This window comes from Devosia pacifica, from assembly GCF_014652635.1.
Lineage (GTDB): Bacteria > Pseudomonadota > Alphaproteobacteria > Rhizobiales > Devosiaceae > Devosia > Devosia pacifica.
This window is the reverse complement of the sequence record NZ_BMZE01000002.1, coordinates 916,650-942,633: the sequence shown is the minus strand read 5'-3', so window position 1 is coordinate 942,633 and position 25,984 is coordinate 916,650. Positions and strand designations below refer to the sequence as shown.

General features: G+C 62.7%; 24 protein-coding genes. 4 read left to right on the top strand and 20 right to left on the bottom strand.

What is annotated here, in order from left to right; genetic code table 11:
- Positions 1 to 4: 4 nt before the first annotated feature.
- Positions 5 to 781, bottom strand: coding sequence for a hypothetical protein (locus IE127_RS11730; RefSeq protein ID WP_189425849.1), 777 nt, complete (start codon positions 779 to 781; stop codon positions 5 to 7).
- A gap of 83 nt (positions 782 to 864) precedes the next feature.
- On the opposite strand from IE127_RS11730, the gene IE127_RS11725 reads away from it, so the two are divergent.
- A complete protein-coding gene (locus IE127_RS11725; RefSeq protein WP_189425848.1) occupies positions 865 to 2,451 on the top strand; it encodes an L-aspartate oxidase in 1,587 nt (528 codons plus the stop codon).
- Here IE127_RS11725 and IE127_RS11720 read toward each other — a convergent pair whose 3' ends face one another.
- The 4 genes from IE127_RS11720 to IE127_RS11705 form a co-directional block, all read right to left on the bottom strand.
- Positions 2,452 to 3,321, bottom strand: coding sequence for a c-type cytochrome (locus IE127_RS11720; RefSeq protein WP_189425847.1), 870 nt, complete (start codon positions 3,319 to 3,321; stop codon positions 2,452 to 2,454). It abuts the gene before it with no gap.
- A 75-nt stretch (positions 3,322 to 3,396) separates the two neighbouring features.
- Positions 3,397 to 4,350, bottom strand: coding sequence for a carbohydrate kinase family protein (locus IE127_RS11715; protein WP_189425846.1), 954 nt, complete (start codon positions 4,348 to 4,350; stop codon positions 3,397 to 3,399).
- 69 nt (positions 4,351 to 4,419) lie between these two features.
- Positions 4,420 to 5,199: a hypothetical protein gene (locus IE127_RS11710; RefSeq protein ID WP_189425845.1), complete on the bottom strand. Its 780-nt coding sequence runs from the start codon at positions 5,197 to 5,199 to the stop codon at positions 4,420 to 4,422.
- Between the two features lie 60 nt (positions 5,200 to 5,259).
- Positions 5,260 to 6,588 carry an MFS transporter gene (locus IE127_RS11705; RefSeq protein WP_189425844.1) on the bottom strand — a complete coding sequence of 443 codons (1,329 nt, stop codon included), beginning with the start codon at positions 6,586 to 6,588 and terminating at the stop codon, positions 5,260 to 5,262.
- A gap of 209 nt (positions 6,589 to 6,797) precedes the next feature.
- On the opposite strand from IE127_RS11705, the gene ilvD reads away from it, so the two are divergent.
- A complete protein-coding gene (gene ilvD / locus IE127_RS11700; RefSeq protein WP_189425843.1) occupies positions 6,798 to 8,639 on the top strand; it encodes a dihydroxy-acid dehydratase in 1,842 nt (613 codons plus the stop codon).
- A 74-nt stretch (positions 8,640 to 8,713) separates the two neighbouring features.
- On the opposite strand, the gene IE127_RS11695 is transcribed toward ilvD, so the two are convergent.
- From IE127_RS11695 to IE127_RS11675, 5 genes are all read right to left on the bottom strand, one after another.
- Positions 8,714 to 9,583: an aldo/keto reductase gene (locus IE127_RS11695; RefSeq protein WP_189425842.1), complete on the bottom strand. Its 870-nt coding sequence runs from the start codon at positions 9,581 to 9,583 to the stop codon at positions 8,714 to 8,716.
- A 73-nt stretch (positions 9,584 to 9,656) separates the two neighbouring features.
- Positions 9,657 to 10,079, bottom strand: coding sequence for a DUF1178 family protein (locus IE127_RS11690; protein ID WP_189425841.1), 423 nt, complete (start codon positions 10,077 to 10,079; stop codon positions 9,657 to 9,659).
- A 57-nt stretch (positions 10,080 to 10,136) separates the two neighbouring features.
- Positions 10,137 to 10,955 carry a carbon-nitrogen hydrolase family protein gene (locus IE127_RS11685; RefSeq protein ID WP_189425840.1) on the bottom strand — a complete coding sequence of 273 codons (819 nt, stop codon included), beginning with the start codon at positions 10,953 to 10,955 and terminating at the stop codon, positions 10,137 to 10,139.
- Complete coding sequence (gene grxC / locus IE127_RS11680; RefSeq protein WP_189425839.1) at positions 10,955 to 11,209, bottom strand: glutaredoxin 3; 255 nt, start codon at positions 11,207 to 11,209, stop codon at positions 10,955 to 10,957. Before grxC ends, IE127_RS11685 begins: the two co-directional genes overlap by 1 nt.
- 29 nt (positions 11,210 to 11,238) lie before the next feature.
- Entirely contained in the window at positions 11,239 to 12,021 is a 783-nt protein-coding gene (locus IE127_RS11675; RefSeq protein ID WP_189425838.1) for a ComF family protein, read from the bottom strand.
- Positions 12,022 to 12,137: 116 nt separating this feature from the next.
- On the opposite strand from IE127_RS11675, the gene IE127_RS11670 reads away from it, so the two are divergent.
- Positions 12,138 to 12,983 carry a malonyl-ACP O-methyltransferase BioC gene (locus IE127_RS11670; RefSeq protein WP_189425837.1) on the top strand — a complete coding sequence of 282 codons (846 nt, stop codon included), beginning with the start codon at positions 12,138 to 12,140 and terminating at the stop codon, positions 12,981 to 12,983.
- Here the strand turns inward: IE127_RS11670 and IE127_RS19715 are convergent.
- The 5 genes from IE127_RS19715 to IE127_RS11645 form a co-directional block, all read right to left on the bottom strand.
- Complete coding sequence (locus tag IE127_RS19715; protein WP_244640138.1) at positions 12,980 to 13,174, bottom strand: Flp family type IVb pilin; 195 nt, start codon at positions 13,172 to 13,174, stop codon at positions 12,980 to 12,982. The two genes, IE127_RS11670 and IE127_RS19715, sit on opposite strands and share 4 nt — an antisense overlap.
- A gap of 38 nt (positions 13,175 to 13,212) precedes the next feature.
- Positions 13,213 to 13,611: a (deoxy)nucleoside triphosphate pyrophosphohydrolase gene (locus IE127_RS11660; RefSeq protein ID WP_189425835.1), complete on the bottom strand. Its 399-nt coding sequence runs from the start codon at positions 13,609 to 13,611 to the stop codon at positions 13,213 to 13,215.
- The gene (locus IE127_RS11655) at positions 13,608 to 14,363 is read right to left on the bottom strand and encodes a GNAT family N-acetyltransferase (protein ID WP_189425834.1); all 756 of its coding nucleotides are present in this window, start codon (positions 14,361 to 14,363) and stop codon (positions 13,608 to 13,610) included. Before IE127_RS11655 ends, IE127_RS11660 begins: the two co-directional genes overlap by 4 nt.
- A gap of 11 nt (positions 14,364 to 14,374) precedes the next feature.
- Positions 14,375 to 15,610 (bottom strand): bifunctional glutamate N-acetyltransferase/amino-acid acetyltransferase ArgJ, encoded by a 1,236-nt coding sequence (gene argJ, locus IE127_RS11650; protein ID WP_189425833.1) that lies wholly within the window; start codon positions 15,608 to 15,610, stop codon positions 14,375 to 14,377.
- A gap of 141 nt (positions 15,611 to 15,751) precedes the next feature.
- On the bottom strand, positions 15,752 to 16,747 hold the full coding sequence (locus tag IE127_RS11645; RefSeq protein WP_189425832.1) for a peptidylprolyl isomerase: 996 nt from the start codon (positions 16,745 to 16,747) through the stop codon (positions 15,752 to 15,754).
- A 419-nt stretch (positions 16,748 to 17,166) separates the two neighbouring features.
- On the opposite strand from IE127_RS11645, the gene secA reads away from it, so the two are divergent.
- Positions 17,167 to 19,971, top strand: a complete 2,805-nt coding sequence (secA, locus tag IE127_RS11640; protein ID WP_189425831.1) for a preprotein translocase subunit SecA — start codon at positions 17,167 to 17,169, stop codon at positions 19,969 to 19,971.
- Between the two features lie 52 nt (positions 19,972 to 20,023).
- Here secA and IE127_RS11635 read toward each other — a convergent pair whose 3' ends face one another.
- The 5 genes from IE127_RS11635 to IE127_RS11615 form a co-directional block, all read right to left on the bottom strand.
- Positions 20,024 to 22,492, bottom strand: coding sequence for a hypothetical protein (locus IE127_RS11635; RefSeq protein ID WP_189425830.1), 2,469 nt, complete (start codon positions 22,490 to 22,492; stop codon positions 20,024 to 20,026).
- 88 nt (positions 22,493 to 22,580) lie between these two features.
- Entirely contained in the window at positions 22,581 to 23,507 is a 927-nt protein-coding gene (locus tag IE127_RS11630) for a L,D-transpeptidase family protein (RefSeq protein WP_189425829.1), read from the bottom strand.
- Between the two features lie 157 nt (positions 23,508 to 23,664).
- Positions 23,665 to 24,621, bottom strand: coding sequence for an acetyl-CoA carboxylase carboxyltransferase subunit alpha (locus tag IE127_RS11625; RefSeq protein ID WP_189425828.1), 957 nt, complete (start codon positions 24,619 to 24,621; stop codon positions 23,665 to 23,667).
- 102 nt (positions 24,622 to 24,723) lie between these two features.
- Positions 24,724 to 25,638, bottom strand: a complete 915-nt coding sequence (locus IE127_RS11620; RefSeq protein WP_189425827.1) for a site-specific tyrosine recombinase XerD — start codon at positions 25,636 to 25,638, stop codon at positions 24,724 to 24,726.
- A gap of 1 nt (position 25,639) precedes the next feature.
- The gene (locus IE127_RS11615; protein ID WP_189425826.1) at positions 25,640 to 25,843 is read right to left on the bottom strand and encodes a histidine kinase; all 204 of its coding nucleotides are present in this window, start codon (positions 25,841 to 25,843) and stop codon (positions 25,640 to 25,642) included.
- Positions 25,844 to 25,984 lie beyond the last annotated feature (141 nt).

Sequence of the window (25,984 nt, the reverse complement as noted above, 5' to 3'; positions counted from 1 at the left end):
GACGCTATTGCCTCTGTTCGAAGAACTTTCGGCGATGCCACTCGAGAGATCGCCCGATCTCGGCCTGAAGGTGTTCCGGCACCTTCAGGCGCCCGTCAGGGTTCAGCCGCTCGACAAGCTCCGGATCGATCACCGAATGATCTGCGATGATCTCGAAATCCGGTCCAATCGTCAGGTGAAAGAACCGGAAAGCCCGCGCCGCCGCTTCACTGAGCGCCAGGGCATTGCCCATCTCAGCCTTGCCGCCAAAATGGCCTGGCTTAATGAACTCGACATCCGTTGCAGCCCGCGAAACTAGCGATGCCGGGGAGCTCCCCGACAACTCGCAATGCCCACCGCTGCGCAAGAGTACGAAACGATAGAGTTCGGCGGCTGAACGAGGGACTCTTTCAACCTCAGTGACGAATTCGGTAGGGGCCTCTCTATCTCCACCGCGCCCGGCGCCGGCTTGCCCTTGCTTCAACAGGTCTTCGAACTCAGCTTCCTCGAGAAAAAGCCAGTGGTCGGAGAGCGAGTTCGAATAGGAGATTCGAGATTCAAAAGGCTGAACATCGCTGAGGCTCAGCACCGTACGAAAATCCTGATCCGCATGAAGTACCAGCTGAGCTCGCGCGGTGGCCCGGAAGTAGACTTCTTTGGCAATTTTCTCAAAGCAGAGGACAATTGCGTCATCAGGGAGCGGAGGCAAAGTCGTTTGCGCCAAGCCGTCCAGCGTCACAATTAGATTCCGGCCACCTTCTTCCACGGCCACTTTTCCGATATCGATCGCCAGCCGGTCCATGGACGTTCCGCATCACTTACGGAAATAGCCGTATCGCGTTTTTGCGTACGTACAAGACTGTATGGCCGGATTTGGGAGGCCACGTGACGATTTTCGACAACACGCTGAATGCTGACGGCGCACTGATCGTCGGCGCGGGGCTTGCCGGCCTCTTCTGCGCCCTCAAGCTCGCACCGAGGCCTGTGACGGTTCTTTCGCCCAAACCGCTCGGTGCAGGCGCGTCCTCGGCATGGGCGCAAGGCGGGGTGGCTGCAGCAGTCGGTGCCGGCGACAGCTCGAGCGCCCATGCGCGCGACACCGAAATGGCGGGAGCCGGGATCGTCGATCACGGAACCGCTGAATCCGTGACAGCCGAGGCCGCCGAACGCATCGCCGATCTCGCGCAATTCGGCACGCCGTTCGACCGGGACGATTTCGGCAATTATGCGCTCGGCCGTGAAGCCGCCCACTCCGCCAACCGCATCGTCAAGGTGGCTGGCGATCGGGCAGGCTGGGCGATCATGCAGGCGATTATCGCGGCGGTCCGGCGGACGCCGTCCATCCGTATTGTCGAAGGGATAACCGCCGTCGATCTCGCCCGCGCCGATGGCCGCGTCGTCGGTGTTTTCTGCCGGAGGCTGGGCGACCGCTATACCGAGCCGGTATTCATCCGAGCACGCGCGACTGTTCTGGCTGCCGGCGGTCTTGGCGGGCTTTACGGCGTCACGACGAACCCGCCAAGCGTGCGCGGCCACGCCATGGGCATGGCTGCACGCGCCGGCGCCCTGATTGGCGATCCGGAGTTCGTGCAGTTCCACCCCACGGCCATTCTCACCGGCGCCGACCCGGCGCCACTGGCAACGGAAGCCCTGCGCGGCGAAGGCGCTATCCTGATCAATGATCAGGGCGAGAGGTTCATGCCGGCGATCCACCCGGATGCCGAGCTCGCCCCGCGCGACGTGGTGGCGCGTGCGAATTTCCGCCAGATCCAGTCGGGCCGGCGCGTCTTTCTCGATACCCGCGAGGTGCTCGGCGAAAAGATCCTCACAGCCTTCCCGACCGTCAGCGCCTATTGCCATGAGGCCGGCATCGATCCGGTCAAGGACCCAATTCCGGTCACGCCGGCTGCGCATTTCCATATGGGGGGCGTACTGGTCGATGAGACGGGACGCTCCAGCCTGCCGGGGCTATGGGTCTGCGGCGAGGCGAGTTGCACCGGTCTTCACGGCGCCAACCGGCTGGCCTCGAACTCACTGCTCGAGGCCACTGTTTATGGCGCACGGATCGCCGAGGATATCGGCGGGTTGGAGCCGGTGCGCGCACTCAAGCCGTTCGAAGGCATAGAGTGGAACGAGGCAGAGGGCCAGAAGGCTGAGGAGACGTTGCGGAACCTCGAGGCGGTCCGTGACCTGCGCGCGATGATGACCAATCTCGTCGGCGTCGAGCGCAGCGGCGAGGGCCTGCGTCAGGCCCTGCGTGGCATTGCCGAACTCGAAGCCAATGCGGTGCGGGTAACGCGGGCCTATCTCAACATGACGACATCGGCAACGCTGGTGGCAGCGGCGGCGCTACGGCGGACCGAAAGCCGCGGTGGCCATTTCCGCACCGATTACCCCGAAACCAGCACCGCGTGGAGCCGGCACACACAGATGACGCTCGCCGAGGCGCATGCGATCCGCGCCGAAGCGTGATCACTCTGCCAGGAGATAGCCTGCCAGCGCCTCGAGATCCTCGTCACTCCAATGGCTGGTGCCCTCTGTGATCACTTCGCCCATCGGTCCGCCGAGGACGTCGAAGCCCGGCGTGAAGCCATCCTTGAGGGTCTGCACAAGCGTCGGCACGTCGTACCCGTCTTCAGCCAGCGCCGCTGCCGTGATGGCCGGTGCGCGACCACCCGGACCGCCCGGAGAGCCGGTGAAGGCCGCATCCCACTCGAGCGCGCCGAGCGCATTGCGCGGCGTGTGGCAGGCAACGCAGTGGGCGGGTCCATAGGCAAGATAGCGCCCGCGCTCAAGCGGATCGGATTGATCGCCAGTGAACCGCTCGGGCCGGAAAAACAGCGTCTTCCAGGCACCAAGAAGTGGCCGCATGTTGAAGGGGAACGCCACCTCGCTGTCCCCGGCCGGCGCCGCCACCGGCTCGATTTCCATCAGCGCTGCGTAGAGATCGGCAATGTCCTGATCCGGCATCAGCGTATAATGCTCATAGGGAAACACCGGATAGAGGTGGCCTTGCGGGCTGATGCCATCGCTCATCGCCCGGGCAAAGGTTTCAAGATCCCAGGCGCCAATGCCGTGTTCGGCGTCGGGCGTGATGTTGGGCGCGACGAATGTGCCGAACTGCGTCTCAAGCGGTGCGCCGCCGGCAAGCAGGGCGCCATCGGCACCATTGGTATGGCAGGAAACGCAGCCGCCGACCCGGATCAGATAACTGCCGCGCTCGGCGTCTCCGGTCAGATCAAGGTTTCGCGCAGGCCCGGAAATTGGCCAGAACAGCAATGCTCCCGCAGCGACACCCCCGATCGCGGCAATGGCTCCAAGGCCAATGAAAATCCCCCGCATGCGCCCTCCGCAGGTCACGTTTTAATGAAGCTAACCAGACGCTATAGCGGCTGTCCACAAACGAGGGTGTGACGGCTACTTGCCAGAGAGCACTGCGTCGACCTGATCCCGCGTCGGCGGATTGCAGCCTTCCTCGGCGCAGTTGAGGCCAGCAACGACAGCCGCAAACCGCAGCATCCGCGTTAACGCGTCGTCATCAAGTGCTGACATCTCGTTAGCACCAAGCCGGCCATTATCGGAGAGCCAGCACAGAATGCCCGCCATAAGGCTGTCGCCTGCACCAACCGTGTCCTTGAAGATCATCGGGCTGTAGATGCCGGCCTTGACGCTGCCGGCGCTGGTGAAGGCGCGCGAGCCCTCTTCGCCGAGCGAGACCACCACCAGCCGGCAATTGGGACGCTGGAGCAGCGCCTGCGCGTGCTCTTCGATGCTCCGCGAGTCATCGAGCCACGCCAGGTCTTCTTCCGAGATCTTGATGATATGTGCAAGGTCGAGAAAATCCGAGAGCCGCTCGCGATAGCCTTCGGGATCGCTGAGCAGCGACGGGCGCACATTCGGATCGAAGGAAATCGTGGCGCCACGATCGAACGCCGCCTCGACGACCTGGCGCCAGACCATCGCGTCTTCGGCTTCGATCGGGCAGAACCCGCCGATCTGGTAGGCGACGGGGCTGGCTGGAAGGGCGGCAATGCCGGTATCGGCGGTCAGCGCCCTGTCCGCGCCGCGATAGAATTCGTACTGCGCCTTACCCGCCGCGTCGAGCGTCACCACCGCAAGCGTCGTTGGCGCCGCAACGCGCTCCGCAAGGAGCGGGCGAACCCCCGCCGATTCAAGTGGCTCGAGCAGGTAGCTGCCAAACCCGTCTTTCGAGATCGGACACAAGAATCCGGTGTCGTTACCAAGACGGGCCAGGGCGATGGCGCAATTATAGGGAGACCCGCCCTGATGCGCCTGCATCGAGATCGGTTCGCCCTCCATCCGTGGCGCGCTCACCAGATCTATCAGGCTTTCGCCCCCAACTACGAACATGAATGCTCTCCCCGCTATGGTGGGCGGGCCATAGCACTCCTGATCGCACCAGGCCAGACGGCTTGAAGCCTAGTCGCTCGGCACCGTGTATCGCTCTGTCCACCAGGCGCTCCAGCGTCCGGCCAGATCTGCGAAAGTTTCCGCTTCAAGCCCGAAACAGCTCATCAGCAGCCCACCGCCGCCCTCTTGCCGGCGCGGGCTCTTCGGTTTGTCCATGACAATCAGTAAGCCGTCGCCAAGTGCCGGGACCCACAAACCTGTCTGAAACGCCGTGCGATGCCAGATGGTGCCGCTCAACGGCTCGCCCCATGGCAGTGTAATCGAGAACTCGGCACCCGGCGGCTTGTCGTGGAGTGCATCGATGCCGAGCGCTCGGCTCGGCGGAGACTCGCCCTCTGCGACAATCCCCGAGCGATAAAGCGTCTGTCGATCCTCATCATGGTGCAGATCCAGCAGAAGGCGCAATTGCTGCAGAAAACTAACCCAGCCTTCGTTGAGTTCATCGAATCCCGAAGTCCAGTCGATCGCGGGTGCATTGTGCCTTACGATTCGCACCATGGTAGCCCCTGCCTCGGTGGGCTCCAGTTCGAGGCTGTCTGCAATTGTCTCATAGGCCTCGAACGTCACACTATGCCGGTCGGAATCGACAGTGGCGGTTTCGATGAATATGTGCGCGATTTCGGCGTCGAGAGACTCTGCCTCCCACCCGAACCAATTGCGCAGATGTGTCGGTTCGCGCACTGCGGCCCAGACCTGATCAAGGCTAGCCTCGACGACGGTTTCGGCAACGAGTTGCCGCGGGAGAACGATTGGAACGCCGTCGCCAGTCGCATCTGTCACTTCGGTCATGGAACAAGCCTCTCGTCTTTTCGAAGTGACAACGGCCGGCGCGTCGCCGCGTTGCCCCGATCAGAACCCGCGCGGGTCCGGCGCCGCTTCTGCCGGCTCCGGCTCTGGTGCTTGCTCGACTGGCTGCTCGACGACAAGGTCGCTCATCATCACAGCCTCCTCGTCCTCGCCGATCATCACAACAGGGGCGGTCGTCGCGAAGTCGAAGTTGTGCTTTTCGGCCTCGGACAGCGTATCGCGGCGACGCATGCGGCTGACGACAAATGCGATCAGCAGGATCTGAATGATGGCGTTGACCCAGAACAGCGCCTGCTGCCCGGCCACGGACATGCCGAACGATGCAATCAGCGGACCAAGCGTCGAGCCAAGACCGTTGAGCAATAACAGACCGGCCGACACCTCCACGTACTCGGAGCGGTCCGCATAGTCGAAGACATGCGCTGTTGCGATGGCATAGCTGGTCAGCAGCCCGGCGCCGAACAGCAGCGCCACAATCAATCCCAGGATGTCGAGCGCTGGCATGAGACTGAGCACGACGCCCGAGAAGGCGGCAAAAGCCGACAGGCCGATGATGACATAGCGGCGGTCGAACGTATCGGACAGCTTGCCGACCGGCCATTGGGCCAGTGCACCGCCCAAGACCGCCGCACTCATGAACAGCGCCGCCGTCGTCACGCTGCCGCTGAGCCGGCTGGCGAAAGTCGGCGCCAGCGACCAGAAGGCACCAGTCGTCAGCCCGATCATGAACACCGATACCGCCCCTGCCGGAGAAAGTTGAAACAGGCGCACCGGCCTGAACCGCACGAAGGTGATCGGCGGCGGCTGCGTCGATCGGGTCATGACCACCGGCACCGCGGCCAGCGACACGAGGATCGAACCGATGGAAAACAGAATGAACGACGAAGGCTGGAACAATGTCACCGTCATCTGACCGAGCACGATCACCGTGAATGTGATGGCGACATAAACCGAAAACAGCGTCCCGCGGGTTTCGTTCGTGGCACGATCGTTGAGCCAACTCTCGACAACCAGATACAGCCCGGACAGACAAAACCCCGTGATCAGTCGGAGAACCACCCAGAGGATTGGATCGACCGCCAGAGGGTAGCCGAGCGCCACCGAGGAGGCGATTGCCACTAGTGCCGCAAAGGCGCGGATATGCCCCGCCCGGGCAATAATTTTCGGGCCGATGAGGCAGCCGAGCACGAAACCCAGAAAGTACCCGGAGCCCAAAAGACCGATCTGGAACTCCGAGAATCCTTCGAGCTCACCGCGGATCGGCAGCAGCATGAGCTGCAAGCCATTGCCCATGATCAGAAACGCCACTGACATCAGCAGCGCGGCTACGGACAGAAGTGGCGAGGGGGTCTTGGTGTCGGTCGTGCTCAAGCGGGCCTCCGCAGCCTGTGTGATGCGACGTGAACTTCCATAGGGGACGCACTGGCGCGCTGGCAAGTTCCAGCGCTCCGTCAAGGCTGTCCAAAACAATCGTACCGTACGTTACGGTACGGCTTGCCCTCGCCTGTCGTTAGGTCTACAAAAGGCCAACTTCCGGCAGGCTTTTCAGCCTTTGCCGGCCACAGACAGGCGAGGACACAATGCCACACTATCGTTCACGCACCACCACTCATGGACGCAACATGGCTGGCGCCCGCGGACTATGGCGGGCGACCGGCATGAAGACCGAGGATTTCGGCAAGCCGATCATTGCTGTGGTCAATTCCTTCACCCAGTTCGTGCCCGGCCATGTCCACCTCAAGGATATGGGCCAGTTGGTCGCGCGCGAAATCGAGGCTGCGGGCGGCGTGGCCAAGGAATTCAACACCATTGCCGTCGACGATGGCATCGCAATGGGCCACGACGGCATGCTCTATTCGCTGCCGAGCCGTGACCTGATTGCCGACAGCGTCGAATACATGGTCAACGCGCACTGCGCCGACGCCATGGTGTGCATCTCCAATTGCGACAAGATCACCCCCGGCATGCTGATGGCGGCGATGCGGATCAACATCCCGGTGGTCTTCGTTTCAGGCGGCCCGATGGAAGCAGGCAAGGCAAATCTCAAGGGCAAGCTGCAGGCGCTCGATCTGGTCGATGCAATGGTGATGGCTGCGGACGACTCCTATTCCGACGAGGAAGTCCTCGCCGTCGAGGAAGCCGCATGCCCCACATGCGGATCGTGCTCGGGCATGTTCACCGCCAATTCGATGAACTGCCTGACTGAAGCCCTCGGCCTCAGCCTGCCGGGCAATGGTTCGACCCTTGCAACGCACGTCGACCGCAAGCGGCTGTTCCAGGAAGCCGGACACCTGATCGTCGACCTGGCCCGCCGGCACTATGAGCAGGACGACGACACCGTGCTGCCGAGAACGATTGCCTCGAAGGCGGCATTCGAAAACGCCATGGCGCTCGATATCGCGATGGGTGGCTCCACCAACACCGTGCTGCACATTCTCGCGGCGGCGCATGAAGGCGGCATCGATTTCACCATGGATGATATCGATGCGCTCAGCCGCAAGGTGCCGGTCTTGTGCAAGGTCGCACCAGCCAAGAACGACGTCCACGTCGAGGACGTTCACCGCGCCGGCGGCATCATGGGCATTCTCGGCGAACTTGACCGCGCCGACCTGCTCGACCGCACCGTACCGACCGTGCACACTCGCACCATGGGCGACGCGCTCGACCGGTGGGACATCACCCGCTCGAACTCCGACAGCGTGCGTCAGTTCTTCATGGCGGCACCAGGCGGCGTCCGCACGACGCAGGCGTTCAGCCAGGCCAATCGCTGGAAAGAGCTGGACACGGACCGCCAGAACGGTGCCATCCGCAGCGCCGAGCATGCCTTCTCCAAGGATGGCGGCCTCGCGGTCTTGTCCGGCAATCTGGCAATCGACGGCTGCATCGTGAAGACAGCGGGTGTCGACGAGTCGATCCTAAAGTTCACCGGCCCGGCACGGGTGTTCGAGAGCCAGGACGCGACCGTCAAGGCGATCCTGTCGAACGAGATCAAGGAAGGCGACGTCATCGTCATCCGCTATGAAGGCCCGAAGGGCGGCCCCGGTATGCAGGAAATGCTCTATCCGACGAGCTATCTGAAATCGAAGGGGCTCGGCAAGGCCTGCGCGCTGATCACCGACGGGCGCTTTTCCGGCGGCACATCGGGGCTGTCGATCGGCCACGTCTCGCCAGAGGCAGCGGCCGGCGGCACTATCGGCCTCGTTCGCGAAGGCGATACGATCGAGATCGATATCCCCAATCGCAGCGTTCACCTCAAGGTCTCGGAAGACGAGCTCGTGCAACGTCGCAACGATCAGGACGAAGCCGGCTGGAAACCTGCCAACCCGCGCAAACGCAACGTGACGACCGCACTCAAGGCCTATGCCGCCTTCGCCACGAGCGCCGCGCGCGGCGCCGTCCGCGATCTCGGCGATCTCGGCTGACACGAGGCTGACCTCAAATGCAGAAGGGCCCGCCACTGAAAAGCGGCGGGCCTTTTATGTGACCGTTCGATACCTCAGGCCTTGCGGCCGATAGCATCGAGCGTCTTGAAGTCCTCGTCCGACAGCTCGATATCAGCCGCCGCGACATTCTCCTCAAGGTGCTTGACCTTGCCGGTGCCCGGGATTGGCAGCATTACCTTGGAGCGCTTCAGCACCCAGGCGAGAGCGATCTGGCTCGGGCTGGCATCGTGTTTTTTCACGATCTCGGCAAAGCCTTGATCGGACTTGGCAAGCTCGCCGCCTGCCAGCGGAAACCACGGAATGAAACCGATGCCGTTCTTCTCGCAATACTCGAGCACATCCTCGCTGTCGCGCTTGGTCAGGTTATAGTGGTTCTGAACCGTTGCGACCTTGAAGTACTTGCTGGCTTCCTCGATGTCGGCGACGCTCACCTCCGATAGCCCAAGGTGGCGCACAAGGCCTTCCTTCTGCATCTCGGCCATGGTGCTGAACTGCTCTTCGCGTGGCGTATCCGGATCAATCCGGTGCAGCTGCCACAACGGAAGCTGCTCGAGCTTCAGGTGCCTCAGGCTGAGCTTGACGCCCTGGATGAGAACACCGGCGCGGCCGACCGGCCGCCAGTCATTTGGGCCAGCACGAGTGTTGCCGCCCTTGGTGGCGACGGTCAGGCCGTTCTTGTAGGGCGCCAACACCTCTGCGAGCATCAGCTCGCTGGTGAACGGACCATAGGCCTCGGCCGTATCGATGAAGTTGATGTTGAGTTCCGGCAGCCGGCGCAGCGTTCGGCGCGCCTCTTCCGGATCGGCCGGATCGCCCCAGATACCGTCGCCGGTTACCCGCATGGCACCAAAGCCGAGGCGATTGACCTCGAGGTCGCCGCCAATGGCGAACGTGCCCGCTTTCGCGGCATTCAATTCTGTCATGATTGTCTCCGATCAGACGTTCGGATGATAGGCTGCTGCCCAACCCGGCGCCCCGCCGGTTGGTTCCGCAAACTCAGTTATGGTCGTCAGGAAGTACAGGCAACGGCATGATCTCGATGCCATCTTCCAACAGCCCCGTGACTTCGTCGCGTGATGCTTCGCCATAGATGCCGCGCTGGTCGGCCTCGCCGTAGTGGATCTTGCGCGCTTCTTCTGCGAAACGTTCGCCGACATAATCGGCTTCCGTCTCCACCTTGCGGCGCAACGCCCGCAGCGCCTCGCGGATCTTTTGGTGTTCCGGGTGGCCGGCGGATACGGCGACCTTTTCCTTTTGGGTCCTAACGGCGGGCGCCATCAGCGCCTTTTCGACGTGAGCGGAATCGCAGACCGGGCACGTCACGAGTTTTCTGGCATGCTGGGCCTCGTAGGCCTCGGCATTGCCGAACCAGGCGTCGAACCGGTGAGCATTTTCACAGACAAGCGCGTACTGGATCACAGGCGGTGTACTTTCAGGCTTTCACTTGGTTGAAGATGACATCGTCGCGTTAAGGTACTATTCCGGCACGGCGAATGCGCGCTCGTTTGCCAGCACGGGAATGCGCTGGCGCGCCTCACGCACGGCCTCTGAATCGATCTCGGCAAGGATCACGCCGGGGGCATCATCATCCATTTCGGCGACGATACGCCCCCATGGATCGATGATCAGCGAATGCCCGTACGTGGCGCGGCCATTCTCGTGGGTGCCACCCTGCGCGGCAGCGATCACCCAGGAGCCGGTCTCGATCGCCCGGGCCCGCAGCAGAACATGCCAGTGCGCCTGCCCGGTCGGCACGGTGAAGGCGGCCGGCACCGAGATCATCTCTGCTCCGGCCTTCGCCAGCGCATTGAACAGTGCAGGAAACCGCATGTCGTAGCAGATCGCCATGCCAAGGGTGAGATCGCCGATCTTCGCGGTGACGGCCGTGTCGCCACCGGCATAGGTTTCGCTTTCGCGATAGGCGTTGAGGCCGGAAATCTGTGCGTCGAACAGATGGATCTTGTCGTAATGCGCAAGCTCCGATCCATCCGGACCGAACAGCACCGAGCGATTGGCGAACCGCCCATCGGCAAGCGCCACCGCCTGCGAGCCGATATGGAGATGTATGCCGTGGGTCTTCGCCAAGGCCGCCGCCCGCGCCAGGTAGGGGTCTCCTTCATGCGGGCCGGCGACCTCGCGCAATTGCGCGGCGTTCTCGGCAAAGACCGTCGTGACCTCTGGGGTCAGAACATAGTGGGCGCCGCGCTCGGCGGCCTCACCGACCAGAGCCTCGAGGGCATCCATGTTTGCGCCCGGATGCATGCCCGAGCGCATCTGTACGGCGGCAAACTTCATTATGCGCTCAGCATCTGGTCCAGCTTGCCCTGACGCTCGAGCGCCGCCATGTCGTCATAACCGCCGACATGCTCCTCGCCGATGAAGATTTGCGGCACGGTGCGCCGACCATGGGCGCGCTGGGTCATTGCCGCCCGGCGCTCAGGGTCAAGCACGGTGATTTCAGTATATTCGATCCCCTTGTCGCCGAGCAGCGCCTTGGCCGCGTGACAATAGGGACAGGTCGGGGTGGTGTAGATTTCGACTTTTGCCATAATTCTACTCCGTTTTCTGGATCGGGCCCTTATATGGGTATTTCTGCGTCCGAAACAACGCGCGCGAACGTCAATACGTTGACCGTGTCGGCGCCTGCCCGCTTCAGCGCCCGCGTCGCCGACTTGAGCGTCGCCCCGGTGGTATAGACATCGTCGACGAGGACGACCGGCCGCCCGGCGAGCTTTGCCAGAAGATCACGATGCGGCGCGAAGGCTCCGGAAACATTGCGCTGGCGCGCGTCCCGGCTGAGCCCCACCTGCTGCCGCGTCCTCCGCGAGCGCCGCAAGAGGCCCGGGACGTGCGCGGTGCCTGTCAGGGCAGAAAGCGCCCGCGTCAATTCGGCGGACTGGTTATAGCGGCGCTGGAACTGGCGCAACGGGTGCAGTGGCACCGGAACAAGGACCGGCCGCTCACTCCAGAACTCCCGCCCGGAATCAGCCATCAGCCTCGCACAGAACTCGGCCACCTCCGGCCTGTCGCCATATTTCAGCATCGACACCAGCGCGCCTGCAACGTCGCTATAAAGCACCGCGGCGCGTGCACGCTCAAACGGCGGCGGATCGGCGATGGCTTCTGCCGAGAGCGCCCCTTCACCGGGATCGGTGTGGAACGGCAGGCCGAGGCGCGGACAAAGCGGCGCCGAGATCGGCCGCAGATCAACAAAGCAAACGGCACACAGCACATCGGAGCGCTCCGTCGGCGCCTGACAAGCAAGGCAGGTGGGCGGGTAGAGCTGATCAAGGCCAAGGCGAACAGCGCGCGCGCCGAGCCGCATGCCTTCCCTGACAAACGCCGATGCTGATGCAGGCATATCATGTTCTCCCGAAACAATATTTGCCTGCTCTCCGCAGCGCTGTCGAATCCGATTTTTGACAAAGCCGCCGGCGACGCCTAAGTGCCAACCGAAGGCCTTAACCGGGTTCATACATGTCCGACATCCCCCGCATCTTCGACCGCACACTGATCGCACGGCATCTGTCCCGTCGCGCTGCCACCGACGATGTCTTCACCAAGCTGATCCATCAGGATCTCGATGATCGGCTGGGTACGCTCAAACGCCGGTTCGAGAACGCCCTTGCCATCGGGCCGACCCTAGAGCTCCTGCCCGAACACACCGCGACCGCCGATGGCCCGGTGACCTTTGCGCGATTGGCGACGATCGATACGGAAGACGATGATGGCCTGCCGGACATGGCCGAAAACCAATACGATCTGATTGTTTCGGTTCTTGATCTGCAGGTCGTCAATGACGTACCCGGCTATCTCTCTCGGCTAGCCCGCAGTCTGACGCCCGACGGGCTGTTGATGGCAGTCGCGCTCGGCGGCGAGAGCCTTGGCGAACTGCGCCGCGCTTTTCTCGAGGCTGACACCCACATATTCGGCGGGGCGTTTGCCCGCGTTGCACCATTCATCCCGCTGCGCGATGCAGGAGGCCTGCTGCAACGCGCCGGGTTGGCGCTGCCGGTCGCCGATGTCGAAACGCACATCGTCCGCTATTCGGATCCGCTGGCTTTGATGCGCGAACTCAAGGCGCTTGGCGCGGCCAATCCGCTTGTCGACCGCCCGAACAAAATGGCCACGCGTGGCCTGATCGCCAGGGCAATGGAGGCTTATGGCGAAGCGGCCATGGACGATGACGGGCGCGTACGAGCCACGCTCGAGCTGTTGTGGATGTCCGGTTGGTCACCGCATGAGAACCAGCAAAAGCCGCTCAAGCCTGGCAGCGCCACGGTGAGCCTTACGGAAGTGCTCAAGGATAAGTCGAAAGCCTAGTTTGCAAGGCCATTGCTGGCGCCGGCGATGATTTCGCCAGGCGAGGACACGCCGCCGGTGTAGAGCGCGTTCATGCTATTGCCGAAAACGGTCAGCCCGACGAGCATGACGAGGGTCACCAATGCCGCAATCAGCCCATACTCGATCGCGGTAGCGCCGGACTCATCGGTGATGAAACGCCGTTTCTGCAACCCATTCCTCCAAGCAGCACGCCGCCACTGCCGGCTAGCTAGAGAAGATCGCACAACGGCGCGATCAGCGGTTCGTCTGCCGGCGGCATCGGGTAGTCGCGCAGTTTTTGCGGCCTCACCCATTTCAACTCGGCATGCTCGCGCGCAATGACCTGCCCGGTCCACTTGCGGCAGACGTAGAGTGGCATCAACAGGTGAAAATTGTCATAAGAGTAACTGGCGAAGGTTAACGGCGCGAGGCAGGCCTGCTGCGTATTGACGCCGAGTTCCTCCTCCAGTTCCCGGATCAGCGCCGCCTCGGGAGTCTCGTTCTCCTCAAGCTTGCCACCTGGAAATTCCCATAGACCCGCCAGCGCCTTGCCCTCGGGCCGACGGGCAATCAAGACGCGCCGGTCGGCGTCGACCAGCGCGCAGGCGACGACGAACAAAAGCTTCAACTGAGATCCCGCCGGTAGTGGTATTCGTAAAATTCGATGAAGCCGAGGGATTTGTAAAGCATCAGCGCCGGCTCATTGTCCGCGAGAACCTGCAGCACTGCGTGATGCGCGCCATTGAGACTGGCCCAGTTGAGCGCCGCATTCATCACGGCCCGGCCGTACCCGAGCCGGCGCGCATCCTCGTCGACGACGACATTGTAGAACTGCCCGATCCCGTCGACGACAACCGCAAGGGCCGCCCCTGTCGGTTTACGGTCCTGATCATAAACGAGAAACCCGCGCCCGGCCTCGCCGATCTTGGCCAGCATCAGCCGCAGCGTATCGAGCGTCTCGAGGTCATAGCCGGCCATACGCGCCTGCTCCTCCGACCAGTCCGGGTCAGTGACGTCGAAGCCTTGCCAGTGCGCCGCAACACCGCGCTGCCGTCCGGAAAGCGTCGTTGCAAGAACCTGGCTCTCTTCGAACTTCTCCCAGCCGGCCTGATCGAGCGCGGCGGTAATGGCCGGCCCTGTGAGCGGTGTAACCCGGAACACCGGTGACAATCCGCGCGCGCGATACTCGCCGGACATCGCCTTGAGCCGCAGCCCCGCATTGACGCTGTCGGCGGCATCGAGAACCTGGATGGAATTGGCGCGCTTGGTGTACCCGCGCGAAAACCGCGCCCGCCACTTCAGGTGCTCGATTGTCTCGAGCGCCGGCCAGCCCTTGAGGCCGGCCGTCTCGATGGCGAGAACATTTGGGAAGTCAGGCATTTGTGCTGCGCCTAGCTGCGATAATCGCCGTTGATGGTGATGTAACCGTGGGTCAGGTCGCAAGTATATACGGTCGCCTCGCCATTTCCGAGATGCAACGAGACGCCCAGCGTCAGTTCCTGATTTTTCATGTAGGCGCTTGTCGCGGCTTCATCGTAACCTGCCGCGCGCTCACCCTTCTCGGCCACCAGCAGGTCACCGAACCGTATCGCCAACAGATCGCGATCGGCCGGCTCGCCAGCCTTGCCGACGGCCATCACCACGCGGCCCCAATTGGCGTCTTCGCCGGCGATCGCCGTCTTGACCAGAGGGGAATTGGCGATCGACTTTGCAATCCGTGCGGCGCTGGCGTCGTCGACGGCACCATCAACGGTGATGGCAACCTGCTTCGTTGCGCCCTCGCCGTCGCGCACCACCTGCAATGCCAGATCGAACAGCACATCGTGCAGCGCAGCGCCGAAGGATTCCGCACGCGGATCATCAAGGCTTTCGATCGGCTCGATGCCATCAGCCTTGCCTGTCGCAAACGCCAGCAGCGTATCAGAGGTCGAAGTATCGCTGTCGACTGTGACGGCATTGAAGCTGGTGGCGACATGACGCGTCAGCAATGCCTGCAGGGCCTTCGCACTGATTGGAGCATCCGTGAAAACGAAAGAGAGCATTGTCGCCATGTCCGGCGCGATCATGCCCGAGCCCTTGGCGATGCCCGCGATCTTGACCACCTGACCGTCGAGATCGACCTCGGCCTCCGCGAGCTTCGGGAAGGTGTCCGTCGTCATGATGGCGCGGGCCGGCTCCATCCACGGAGCCTCCGTGAAGCGGCTGGCCATATCTTCCAGGACGCCTTCGAACTTGTTGGCATCGAGCGGCTCGCCGATCACACCGGTCGAGGCCAGAAACACCTCGTCCGGCTTGCACCCGAGGGCGCTCGCCGCAAGTTCTGCGGTTCGTTCAACGCTCTTGCGGCCTTTCATGCCGGTAAAGGCATTGGCGTTCCCCGAATTGACGACGAGCGCACGCGCCGTGCCGCTCGGAAGATGCGCGCGGCACCAGTCAACGGCGGCGGAGGAGCATTTCGAGCGGGTCAGAACGCCAGCGACCGCCGTGCCTTCATCGAACCCGACCAGCAGCACATCGGTTCGGTTCTTGTATTTTATCCCGGCTTCCGCCGTAGCAAAGCGCACACCACGGATGGTTGGCAATTCGGGATAAGTCTTGGGTGCAAGAGGAGAAACGGGGTGAGCCATCGGCGTCTCCGAACTTCGGTAGACAACCCGTTTGCCTTAATCGTCAGCGCCTTGCAAGAAGCGCTCCGCCGCCGGATGCAAAAAGGGCGTTCGCCCGGCCGAACCGAACGAACGCCCTGATCTTTGAGCCGATGAAGCGGCTTACTGCTGGCTTTCATCCTCGCCGGCAGCCTCGTCATCGCCGGCTGCAGCGTCTTCACCACCGGCTTCGCCCTGCGGTGCATTCGGCATTGGCTGCTGCGCTTCGACGGCCTCGGCGAGTGCCGGATCCTGGACCTCGAGCTCGACGCCTGCCATGAGTTCGGCGACGCGCGCATCGAACGCTTCCATCAGCATTTGCTGCTGGAGCTGACCGGCGACCTCTTCAAAGCTCGGCGGAGCGCTTTCCCGCGTTTCCTCGAGCTTGATCACGTGCCAGCCGAACTGCGACTGCACGGGCTCAGAAACTTCACCCTCTTCGAGACTGAAGGCTGCTTCTTCAAACTCCGGCACCATCATGCCGCGCGAGAAGAACCCCAGATCCCCACCATTTGCCGAACCGGGATCGAGCGAGCGTTCCTGGGCGAGCTCGGCGAAGTCGGCACCGTTGTTGAGTTCATCGATGATCGCCTGCGCCTCTTCCTCGGTCTCGACCAGGATGTGGCGGGCGCGCACCTCTTGGTCAGGCTGGAAATCGGCGGTCAGTTCGTCATAGCGCGCCTGGACCTGATCCGGCGTGATCGAGCCGGCAATGGACTCGGCGAAGTAGGCGCGGCGCAGGGCACGGTCCGCCAGATAGTCTAGGCGACGCTGGAACATCTCGCTATCGGCCATGCCAGCTTCGCGCGCAGCATTCGCCATCACCTTCATGTCGATGAGGATGCGCAGGATGAACGGACGCTGCTGCTGCGGCGGCATCTGCTGCAATTGCTGGCTGAGATCCTCGGCCGCGAAAGCAAGGTCAGCCTCGGTGATGTCCTCGCCATTGACCGTCGCGACTACCGCATCAGGATCGATCTCGGACGTCGTCGCCGGCATGGCGGTGGATGGCGCGGGCGTAGCGTCTTGCGCGAGCGTCGGCATGCTGAGCGCGAAGGCACCGGCAACCAGTGCGGCCAAACCTGTGGCGGGGAAAAGACGCTTGGTCCTGCTTGTCATAAATATCTCCTTGGCCGGCACCTCCCGTCGGCGCCGGAGAATGTGCCGGACATGGCCGGCGAGTTGTAGAGCCTCGGTATCAAAGACACCATGCACTTGGCCCTTTCACGACAACCGGGCCAAAATGTGCCGGATCCCATGCGGTCCGGCGATGCAAAGGCAACGTTTCGACAGCCCATGTCGTTCATCGGGCCAGCGTTGACAACCCTCGGGCACAATCTTACATCTGCCTCGCTTTCCGAGGTCGCCCCGGCGCGGGACTAGTCGCTGCCGGGCCCAAGGTTCAACACGATACGCTCCGGCACGAAGTGCAAGGAGTAGAACGCCGCAAGCAGACGACCGGGCCCTTATGCGCCCCAAAGCCAGACGCCCGATGACCACGGCCCCAGCTCGCGACGCACAAAAAAGGACATGAGTTCATGGCTCTAGCAGCGATCGCCCGGAAACTTTTCGGGTCGCCGTCAGATCGTGCGGTGAAACGCTTCCATTCCAAGGTCCAGCAGATCAACGCGCTCGAGCCAGAATTCGAGGCGCTGAGCGATGAAGCGCTGAAAGGGAAAACGGCCGAACTGCGCCAACAGCTCTCGAACGGCACCAAGCTTGAGGACGTCCTCGTCCCCGCCTTCGCGACAGTTCGTGAGGCCTCGAAACGCGTGCTCGGCATGCGACATTTCGACGTGCAGCTGATGGGCGGCATGGTGCTGAACGAGCGCGCCATCGCAGAGATGCGCACCGGTGAAGGCAAGACGCTGGTGGCAACGCTCGCGGTCTATCTCAATGCCCTCCCCGGCAACGGCGTACACGTGGTGACGGTAAACGATTACCTCGCCCGTCGCGACGCCGCCTGGATGGGCCAGATCTACAATTTCCTCGGGCTCGAGGTCGGCACCATCGTTCACGGCATCGGCGATGCCGAGCGCCGCGCCGCCTACCAGGCCGACATCACCTACGGCACCAATAACGAGTTCGGCTTCGATTATCTGCGCGACAACATGAAGTATTCGCGCGAGCAGATGACGCAGCGCGGCCACGCCTACGCGATCGTCGACGAGGTGGACTCAATCCTGATCGATGAGGCGCGCACGCCGCTCATCATCTCCGGGCCGACCGAAGACCGCTCGGAACTCTACAACAAGATCGATGGCTTGATGCCGATCATCGAGGAGGGCGACTTCGAGGTCGAAGAAAAGCACCGTGCCGCCACCTTCACCGACCAGGGCATCGAAAAGCTCGAGGCGCGGCTTGATGAGGAAGGCCTTCTCAAGGGCGAGTCGCTTTACGACGTCGAAAACGTCGCGCTTGTTCACCATCTCAACTGTGCACTGCGCGCCCACAAGCTTTTCCAGCGCGACAAGGACTACATCGTTCGCAACGACGAAGTGGTGATCATCGACGAGTTCACCGGCCGCATGATGCCGGGGCGGCGCTATTCGGAAGGTCTGCACCAGGCTCTTGAGGCCAAGGAGCACGTCAAGATCAACCCGGAAAACCAGACGCTCGCCTCGATCACCTTCCAGAACTACTTCCGGCTATACGACAAGCTGGCCGGCATGACCGGCACGGCCATCACCGAGGCCGAGGAATTTGCAGACATTTACGGGCTCGAGGTCGTCACCGTTCCCACCAACGTGCCGATCCAGCGCGTCGACGAGGACGATGCTATCTACCGCACCGCCCCCGAAAAATTCGACGCCATCGCCGACATGATCAAGGATTGCCAGGACCGCGGCCAGCCGGTTCTCGTTGGCACCACCTCGATCGAAAAGTCCGAGATGCTTGCGGAAATCCTCAAACGCAAGAATGTAGGCGCGATGAACGTGCTGAATGCGCGTCACCACGAGCAGGAAGCGCACATCATCGCCGATGCCGGCTTGCCGGGCGCGATCACCATCGCCACCAACATGGCGGGTCGCGGTACCGATATTCAGCTCGGCGGCAACCTCGAAATGCGTATCGAGCGCGAGGTCGGCGAGCAGCTTGAAGGCGAGGCCCGCGAGGCCAAGATTGCCGAGATCAAGCAGGAAATCGAGGTCGCCAAGCGCAAGGCGCTCGACGCCGGCGGACTCATGGTCATTGGCACCGAACGCCACGAGAGCCGGCGCATCGACAACCAGCTGCGTGGGCGTTCCGGCCGCCAGGGCGACCCGGGACATTCCAAGTTCTTCCTGTCGCTGCAGGACGATCTGATGCGGATCTTCCCGGTCGACTCGATGGACTCGATGCTCAGCCGCCTCGGTCTTGAGGAAGGTGAGTCGATCACCCACCCGTGGGTCACCAAGGCGATCGAGCGTGCCCAAGGCAAGGTCGAGGCGCGCAACTTCGATATCCGTAAGAACATCCTGAAATACGACGACGTCATGAACGATCAGCGCAAGGTGATCTTCGAGCAGCGTCTTGAGTTCATGGATGCCCAGGACGTCCATCCGGTGATCACCGACATGCGCCACGATATGGTCGAGGCCATGGTAGCGCGCGCCATCCCGCCACGGTCCTATCCGGAACAGTGGGATGCCGAACTGCTGCGCGAAGAGAGCCGGAACAAACTCGGGATCGAGATCCCGATAGACGAGTGGATCGCCGAAGAAGGGATCGACCAGCAGATCCTGACCGATCGTATCCAGGAAGCAGCCGACAAGCACGTCGCCGACAAGGAAGCGGCAGCACTCGAGGGGCTCAAGGAATCTGGTCAGGACAACCCGACCGTCATGCGTCAGGTCGAAAAGTCGATCCTGCTGCAATCGATCGATTCCCTGTGGCGCGAGCACCTCGTCACACTCGATCACCTTTCGAAGGTGGTTGGCTGGCGCGGCATGGCGCAGCGTGACCCGCTGAACGAATACAAGCAGGAAGCTTACGAGCTGTTCCAGTCGCTGCTGACCAACCTGCGCGAGCAGGTGACGACGCAGATGAGCCATGTGCAGCTGCAGTTCCGCCAGCCCCAGCAGCCGGACCCACGGCGCCTGCGCACCGTGCATATCGATCCGCAAAGCGGCGAGAACGAGGAAGCGCCTGAAGGCGCGGCTCCGCAACCGCCGCGTCGCCCGCAGCCGGCAACCGCTGCAGCAGCGGCAAGTGCGATGGCCTCTGGCGCGGCTTCGGCCGGTGGGGCAACAGCCGACACGCTTGAGCCGATGGACCCAAAGGTTTTTGAAGGTATTTCGCGCAATGCGCCCTGCCCGTGCGGCTCGGGCAAGAAATTCAAGCACTGCCACGGCGCCTTCTGATCAGGCGCTAAGGGTCAGACTACAAAGGGCGGCCTTTGGCCGCCCTTTTTGTTTAGCAAGTGACGCGCACCTCGCCGTACCCGGCCATTCCGTCCTCGTTGGCGCTGAGAACCGCCAGTGTACAGGTGCTGTTCGGCAAGACAGCACTGCCGCCGACAGCAACCGCCCCACCACCGATGAGATTGACTTCGAGCTCACCGACGCTCGAAACCCGCAACACGCTATCGCTACCACACACCGGGTATTCATCACCGGCGGTCACGAGAAACCGCATCGACTGCGGGATGCAGTTGGCAAGCTGCGTCGACCCTGTCGCGCTCGCATCGGTCTCGACCGGTGCTTCGGCCTGCTGAGCTGCCTCTTCTGCCTGCCGGCGCCACGTCTCCTCGACGATCGCAAGCCGGTTTTCCAACTCCTGAAGAGCCTCGTCACTCGCGCCACCACTTGCGACAGGCTCGACCGCCGGCTGCGCCGTCTCAAGCGCCTGGCGCAGGGCGACGATTTCGTCGTTCATAGCACCCACAGTCCGCCGCGTATCGGAATAGACCCAAGCCGAGACCGCCAAGGCGATAACCGCCACGAGGCCCGTGACCAGCATTGCAACGCTCAACCGCGCAGTGCGTCGGGAAGACGATGGCGAAACTGCCTCCTCGACGTGAGAGCTGGTATCGCGCGGGCCCACAGGCTCTTGCGGGGCGACGCGAAACTTGGCCGCGAGGGATTCCGGCATGGCCGGCGTGCGGGGTTCACTCCCGTTCTTGGCCGCAATACCCTGGGCATGAACCGGCTCTTCCGGCTCCTCCACATATTCAGCCTGCGACGGCGACGAAGATGTGGTGCCACGCCAGACGTCGAGTATCGGCGCCCTGCCCGGCCGCAAAGGTGAGCGCAAAGGCTTTGCCTCGATCGGGCTCGGCGCCGGCTCGTCGTTTGACGGCGGCTCAGCTTCCTCCGCCTCTTCCGCCGTGCCGGGCTCAGCAGTCATCGGCTGCTGTTCAGGCGTCGACTCGGGCTCGACCCGATCCTCCTCTTGCGAAACGGGGGCATCCGGGTGCTCTTCGGGTGTGTGCACCGGCGCTGCAAATGTCGTTTCCTTGGCGCGCGGCGCGTCTACCGGCAGGTCGAGCGCAGCCGCAATGGTTGCCTCGATATCGAATGGCAGTTCGCGCAGAGGCTCGCGCTCACGCTGGCGCTGGAAATATGGGCGGGCCGCCTGTGCTGACGGTGGCGCGACGGTCTCCGGCTCAGGGTCAGCTTCATTCTGCCCAATGGCAACGGATGGCTCAGCATGCGAACTGTCTCGAGCCCCCATATCGGAAGGCGCCGTCGCATCGTCCTCGTCAGTATATGCCTCGCGCTCGATCTCCTCGGGAACCGAGGATGGCTCCGGCTGCGGTGAGTTTGCCTTGTACTCTGGAAACACGCCTGCTTGGGCCGGTGCAAGAGTTTCAACAAGGAACGGCAGTTGCGCGTTTACCGGCTCTGGCTCTGGCTCTGGCTCTGGCTCTGGCTCTGGCTCTGGCTCTGACTCTGACTCTGACTCTGACTCTGACTCTGACTCTGAAGGCTCGGACTCAAGCGGTGACTCGTCAACAACAGGCGCCGCCTCGTCATTGCCGTCGCTCTCGGGCACCTCTTCGAACAGAGCATCCGGAAGGCGGGGCGGCTCCGGGTCCAGCGCGGGTGGCGCGGTTTCCAGCGGCTCGGTTGCCTCTTCTTGCACCTTGGATGAAGGCGGCAACTCGGGCTCAGCCGGGGGCGCAGGCGGTGGGATTGGTGATGACGGAAATTGCGGCGGCAGAGGCGCGGCTGCGCTCTCTTCCCGCAGCGCGTCGCCGCGCCGGCGCGGCGGCGGCGGCGGCACATAATATCCGCGACGAGGGGGAGATGTTTGGGGCAGATCCGGTGTGTCGGCTGAACGTTGACGCGGGTCAGGCTCGACGCGGCGGGCTTCCGGCTGCTCGCTTCGGACAGTGTCCTCCGCCGGTAGCCGATCCGACTCAGTCGTTGGGGCCGCTGGCCCGGAATGCCTAGTGGCGATGGCAATATCTGGCTCGTGTCCCGCAGTCGCGTTGGTTTCCTCATCAATCGGCAGGCCACCGCCTGACACATCGTGCTCTGCCTCGGCCTCGTCGGCAGCATTTTCGGGGGGATGCTCTAGCCGCTCCGCGCGCTGGTCCTGCAGATCGCTGGATAATGCTGGTGCCCCCGCGGCTCGATCCTCCAGCGAAGCTGGATCGATGGCGAGGCCAGCGGCAGGTACGTCTTCCACTCGTTCAGACGCGTGAGGTGGCGCTTCTGGCACCGGAACCATTGAAGGCTCGGGCGCAGCGTTTGTTTGCGGTTCAGGTTCTGGCCGGCGCTTTGGCGCCAGTTTGCCGAGATGAATCGGATCGGGCTGGCGCAGCGGCGGCATCAGGTCGAAACCGAATCCTGCGTCTCCACTATCGTCGCTCGCGGGAGTATCGCCCGCACTCTTGTGGCTTTCGCGATCGTGCACGTCGCGGTCCTTGTTACTCATACTATGTCAGGCCCCACCCCCGCCGAAGCTGGCGACAGAGTGTGCCATAAAGATGGTGGACCGGGTTGTTCTCAGCTACAAAAACTCACTACTGCGCGAAGGCGTTGCCGATCGAGCTGAAAAAGCCCCCGACAGCGGTGTTGATCGCTTCTCCGCGCGCCGCGATGGCCTGCTGTTCCGCCTGTTTTTCGGCGATACCGCCCAGGATGTCGTTGATCTTTCGCTCATCCGCTTCCATTCGCGCCACGAGCGTTGCACTGCGTGTCTGAGCCGGACAGGGCCCGAGCGCATCCAGCATGCCGCCACCGCTGGCGTTGAACACATACTGGCGTTCGCACACATCCCAGGTCGGCGGCTGACGGTTGATCTCGAACAGATCATAGCCTTCCTTGATATCGCGCCAGAACGGCATGTGCTGGTTGTCGATATTGGCCGCGATGTTCTGGGGGGTCATGCGGAACGGGAAAACCTGGACCTGAAAGCTCTTATTGCCGCCCTTGAAGCTTTCGCGGGCAAGAGCATAGATCTCGGCGATCCCGCCATCGGTCATTGCATAGCAGCCGGCGGACGAACAATCGCCATGCACCATCAGGTTGGAGCCGGTGCGCCCGTGCGCCCGATCGAACTTGTTGGGAAACCCGATATTGAACGCGAGATAATAGTTCGAGCGCGGATGCATCAGCCCGGGGGTGATGGTGTAGACGCCTTCGGGAGCCTGCCGGTCACCTTCGCGGATCTTTGGCCCGAGATCACCCGACCAGGCGCAGATGGCATACGTCTTCAACAGCCGGAAATCGCCGCCGGATGTCTCTTTCCAGACTTCCAGCTGCCCCTCCTGCTTGAAGATGCGTACAAACATCGCCTTGCCCGGCGTCGATCCGATCGACTTGATCTGCGCCTGAATACCTGATGACAGGGGGACGTTGTGGCGGTTGTCGCCCGACATCAGCCCGACGCAGCCGGCCAGGGCCACGACACAGCCTAGGGCGAGAACAAAGGCGACGACTTTGCGCAACAAAGAGAGGTCCAAGATAAACCAACCGGGTCCGTATGGATTTTCTTTACCCTAGCGCCTTCGTGGTTACCGGGGCGTAATGGCTTAGGGTAAACATCTCCTTACCACGCGCCATAGCCCCCGGAAATACTGCAGTTCACGTCATCGTGCGCGGCGTTCAGCCGAGCGTCGAGCCGATCGACATGAACTTCTCGCGCCGGTGCTCGCGCGTTTCGAGACGGCCGCGGCCATCGAAATCCTTGAGGAACTTGCCGATTGCCTTGCCGGTCTCATCCATCACCCGTTCCGGATGACGATGCGCGCCGCCCGCAGGCTCGGGAATGATGCCGTCGATCACGCCGAACCCCAAAAGATCCGGCGCCGTGATCTTCATGTTGTTGGCAGCGTCCTGCGCCTTGCCCGCATCACGCCACAGGATCGATGCACCCGCCTCCGGCGAGATGACCGAATAGATGGCGTGCTCGAGCATCAGGACGCGATTGCACGCCGCGATCGCGATGGCACCACCGGACATCCCCTCGCCAATGATCAGCGCCAGGTTCGGCACGCCAAGCTCCAGGCAGCGCTCGGTCGATCGGGCAATGGCTTCCGCCTGTCCGCGCTCTTCCGCCCCGATGCCGGGATAGGCGCCGGCAGTATCGACGAAGGACAGAACCGGCAGGTTGAACCGGTCTGCCATATCCATGATGCGCACCGCCTTGCGATAGCCCTCGGGCCGGGCCATGCCGAAATTGTGCTTGAGGCGGGTTTCGGTGGAGTTGCCCTTTTCCTGGCCGAGAATGGCCACGGCACGCCCGTTGAAGCGACCAAAGCCGGCCTGTACCGCCGGGTCCTCGGCGAACTTGCGATCACCTGCGAGCGGCGTCCACTCGGTGATCAGGTGCTTCACATAATCCGAGAAATGCGGACGCTGCGGGTGGCGCGCCACAAGAGTTCGCTGCCAGGGCGTGAGCTTTTTGTAGATATCGACCAACGCCTCATCGGCGCGCGCCGACAGCCGCGACACTTCTTCATCGATTGAAACCGCCTGATCGCCTGAGGCCAGCGACTTGAGTTCGACGATCTTGCCTTCGAGATCGGCAACCGGCTTTTCGAAATCGAGATAGGTCTGCATTCTGCCTGCCCGTTGGGGACTGTTTGTGCCAGCGCCTTTGTGGCGCGGTCAATTGGCCGGAAAGTGGCGAGACGGGGCCGGCAAGTCAAGGCTGGCCCTTAATCACCCCTCGGCCATCGGATGATGAGACTCAACCAGCGTCCGCAAACGTTCGTCGAGCACGTGGGTGTAGATCTGTGTGGTCGATATATCGGCATGTCCGAGCAGTGTCTGCACGATTCTGAGGTCTGCGCCGCCAGCAAGAAGATGGCTCGCGAAGGCATGCCGCAGCACGTGCGGGCTCACACGGTCCGCGCCGATCCCGACCCGCGCCGCGAGTGCCTTGAGGTCGCGCGCGAAAACCTGCCGGCTCAGATGTCCCTCGGCGCCGCTCGCCGGAAAGAGGAACCGTCCGGGCGGCAGCGTTGCCAGCCACGCTCGCATGGCATCGCGCGCACGATCATTGACCGGCACCATGCGCTCCTTGTTGCCCTTGCCGATCACTGTAAGAAACTGCGCATCACGCAAAACCGCCGAGCGCTTCAGCGTCACCAACTCGCTGACACGCATGCCGGTGGCATAGCAAAGTTCGAGCAGCACATAGAGCCTGAGGGCCGCGCGATGCCGCGCCTTCGACAACGAAGAATCATTGGCTTCCGTCTCCGCCTGACCCAGCAGCCGGTCCACCTCCTCGACGCTGAGGATTTTCGGCAGACCGCGACGCGGCTTCGGCGCCTTGACGATACGGGTCGGATCATCGCCACGCAGCCCGTCGGCACACAGAAATCCGTGCAATTGACGAACCGCCGACAGCCGCCTGGCGCTGGAACTGGCCGCCAGCCCTTCGGCTTCAAGGCTTGCCATATAGCCGAGCACGCACTCCCGGTCCGCATCAGCGATGCCGTGGCCATGATGCGACAGATACCCGGCATAGTCCGTCAAATCGCGCCGATAGGCCTCGATTGTGTTGGGGGCCGCCCCGCGTTCGGCGCTCATCATTTCAAGGAACGCCTCGACGAGATAGAGCTCCGCCGCCATCCTATTCGTCCTCATTCGAGCGGATGCCGAGATCCGGGCCGCTTCGCGCCGGCGCCGCATCCTCGCCAAGAATCGTTGCGGTCGGCACGCGCACGCGCACCTCGTCGGGTGTCGGCTCGACCATCACCACGAGGGCCAGCATGCCGCCATATACCAGCGCCCCGAGAAACAATAGCGCGACCAGCAGGCGGATCAGCGATGGCATCGGACGGTACCCCGGATATGGACAGTGTGAGAGTTACGGCGCACCATAGCCTGACAGAAAATGGTTGCCGAGTGGTAGGCTTGCCGGACTGTGACCCGACTTGCCGGCATCGATCAAGCTGCGAGTTCGGCTTGACAAGCC

Bases quoted from the DNA above. Each gene is read 5' to 3' on its own strand.
- argJ (WP_189425833.1), bottom strand. From the start codon at position 15,610: ATGGCTCACCCCGTTTCTCCTCTTGCACCCAAGACTTATCCCGAATTG.
- IE127_RS11615 (WP_189425826.1), bottom strand. From the start codon at position 25,843: ATGCCATCGCTGATCCGCCTGCTGGTCGCGCTATTGTTTCTCGGGGCG.
- secA (WP_189425831.1), top strand. From the start codon at position 17,167: ATGGCTCTAGCAGCGATCGCCCGGAAACTTTTCGGGTCGCCGTCAGAT.
- IE127_RS11670 (WP_189425837.1), top strand. From the start codon at position 12,138: ATGTCCGACATCCCCCGCATCTTCGACCGCACACTGATCGCACGGCAT.
- IE127_RS11625 (WP_189425828.1), bottom strand. From the start codon at position 24,621: ATGCAGACCTATCTCGATTTCGAAAAGCCGGTTGCCGATCTCGAAGGC.
- ilvD (WP_189425843.1), top strand. From the start codon at position 6,798: ATGCCACACTATCGTTCACGCACCACCACTCATGGACGCAACATGGCT.
- grxC (WP_189425839.1), bottom strand. From the start codon at position 11,209: ATGGCAAAAGTCGAAATCTACACCACCCCGACCTGTCCCTATTGTCAC.
- IE127_RS11675 (WP_189425838.1), bottom strand. From the start codon at position 12,021: ATGCCTGCATCAGCATCGGCGTTTGTCAGGGAAGGCATGCGGCTCGGC.
- IE127_RS11730 (WP_189425849.1), bottom strand. From the start codon at position 781: ATGGACCGGCTGGCGATCGATATCGGAAAAGTGGCCGTGGAAGAAGGT.
- IE127_RS11620 (WP_189425827.1), bottom strand. From the start codon at position 25,638: ATGGCGGCGGAGCTCTATCTCGTCGAGGCGTTCCTTGAAATGATGAGC.
- IE127_RS11645 (WP_189425832.1), bottom strand. From the start codon at position 16,747: ATGACAAGCAGGACCAAGCGTCTTTTCCCCGCCACAGGTTTGGCCGCA.
- IE127_RS11635 (WP_189425830.1), bottom strand. From the start codon at position 22,492: ATGAGTAACAAGGACCGCGACGTGCACGATCGCGAAAGCCACAAGAGT.
- IE127_RS11720 (WP_189425847.1), bottom strand. From the start codon at position 3,321: ATGCGGGGGATTTTCATTGGCCTTGGAGCCATTGCCGCGATCGGGGGT.
- IE127_RS11710 (WP_189425845.1), bottom strand. From the start codon at position 5,199: ATGACCGAAGTGACAGATGCGACTGGCGACGGCGTTCCAATCGTTCTC.
- IE127_RS11715 (WP_189425846.1), bottom strand. From the start codon at position 4,350: ATGTTCGTAGTTGGGGGCGAAAGCCTGATAGATCTGGTGAGCGCGCCA.
- IE127_RS11655 (WP_189425834.1), bottom strand. From the start codon at position 14,363: ATGCCTGACTTCCCAAATGTTCTCGCCATCGAGACGGCCGGCCTCAAG.
- IE127_RS11695 (WP_189425842.1), bottom strand. From the start codon at position 9,583: ATGACAGAATTGAATGCCGCGAAAGCGGGCACGTTCGCCATTGGCGGC.
- IE127_RS11685 (WP_189425840.1), bottom strand. From the start codon at position 10,955: ATGAAGTTTGCCGCCGTACAGATGCGCTCGGGCATGCATCCGGGCGCA.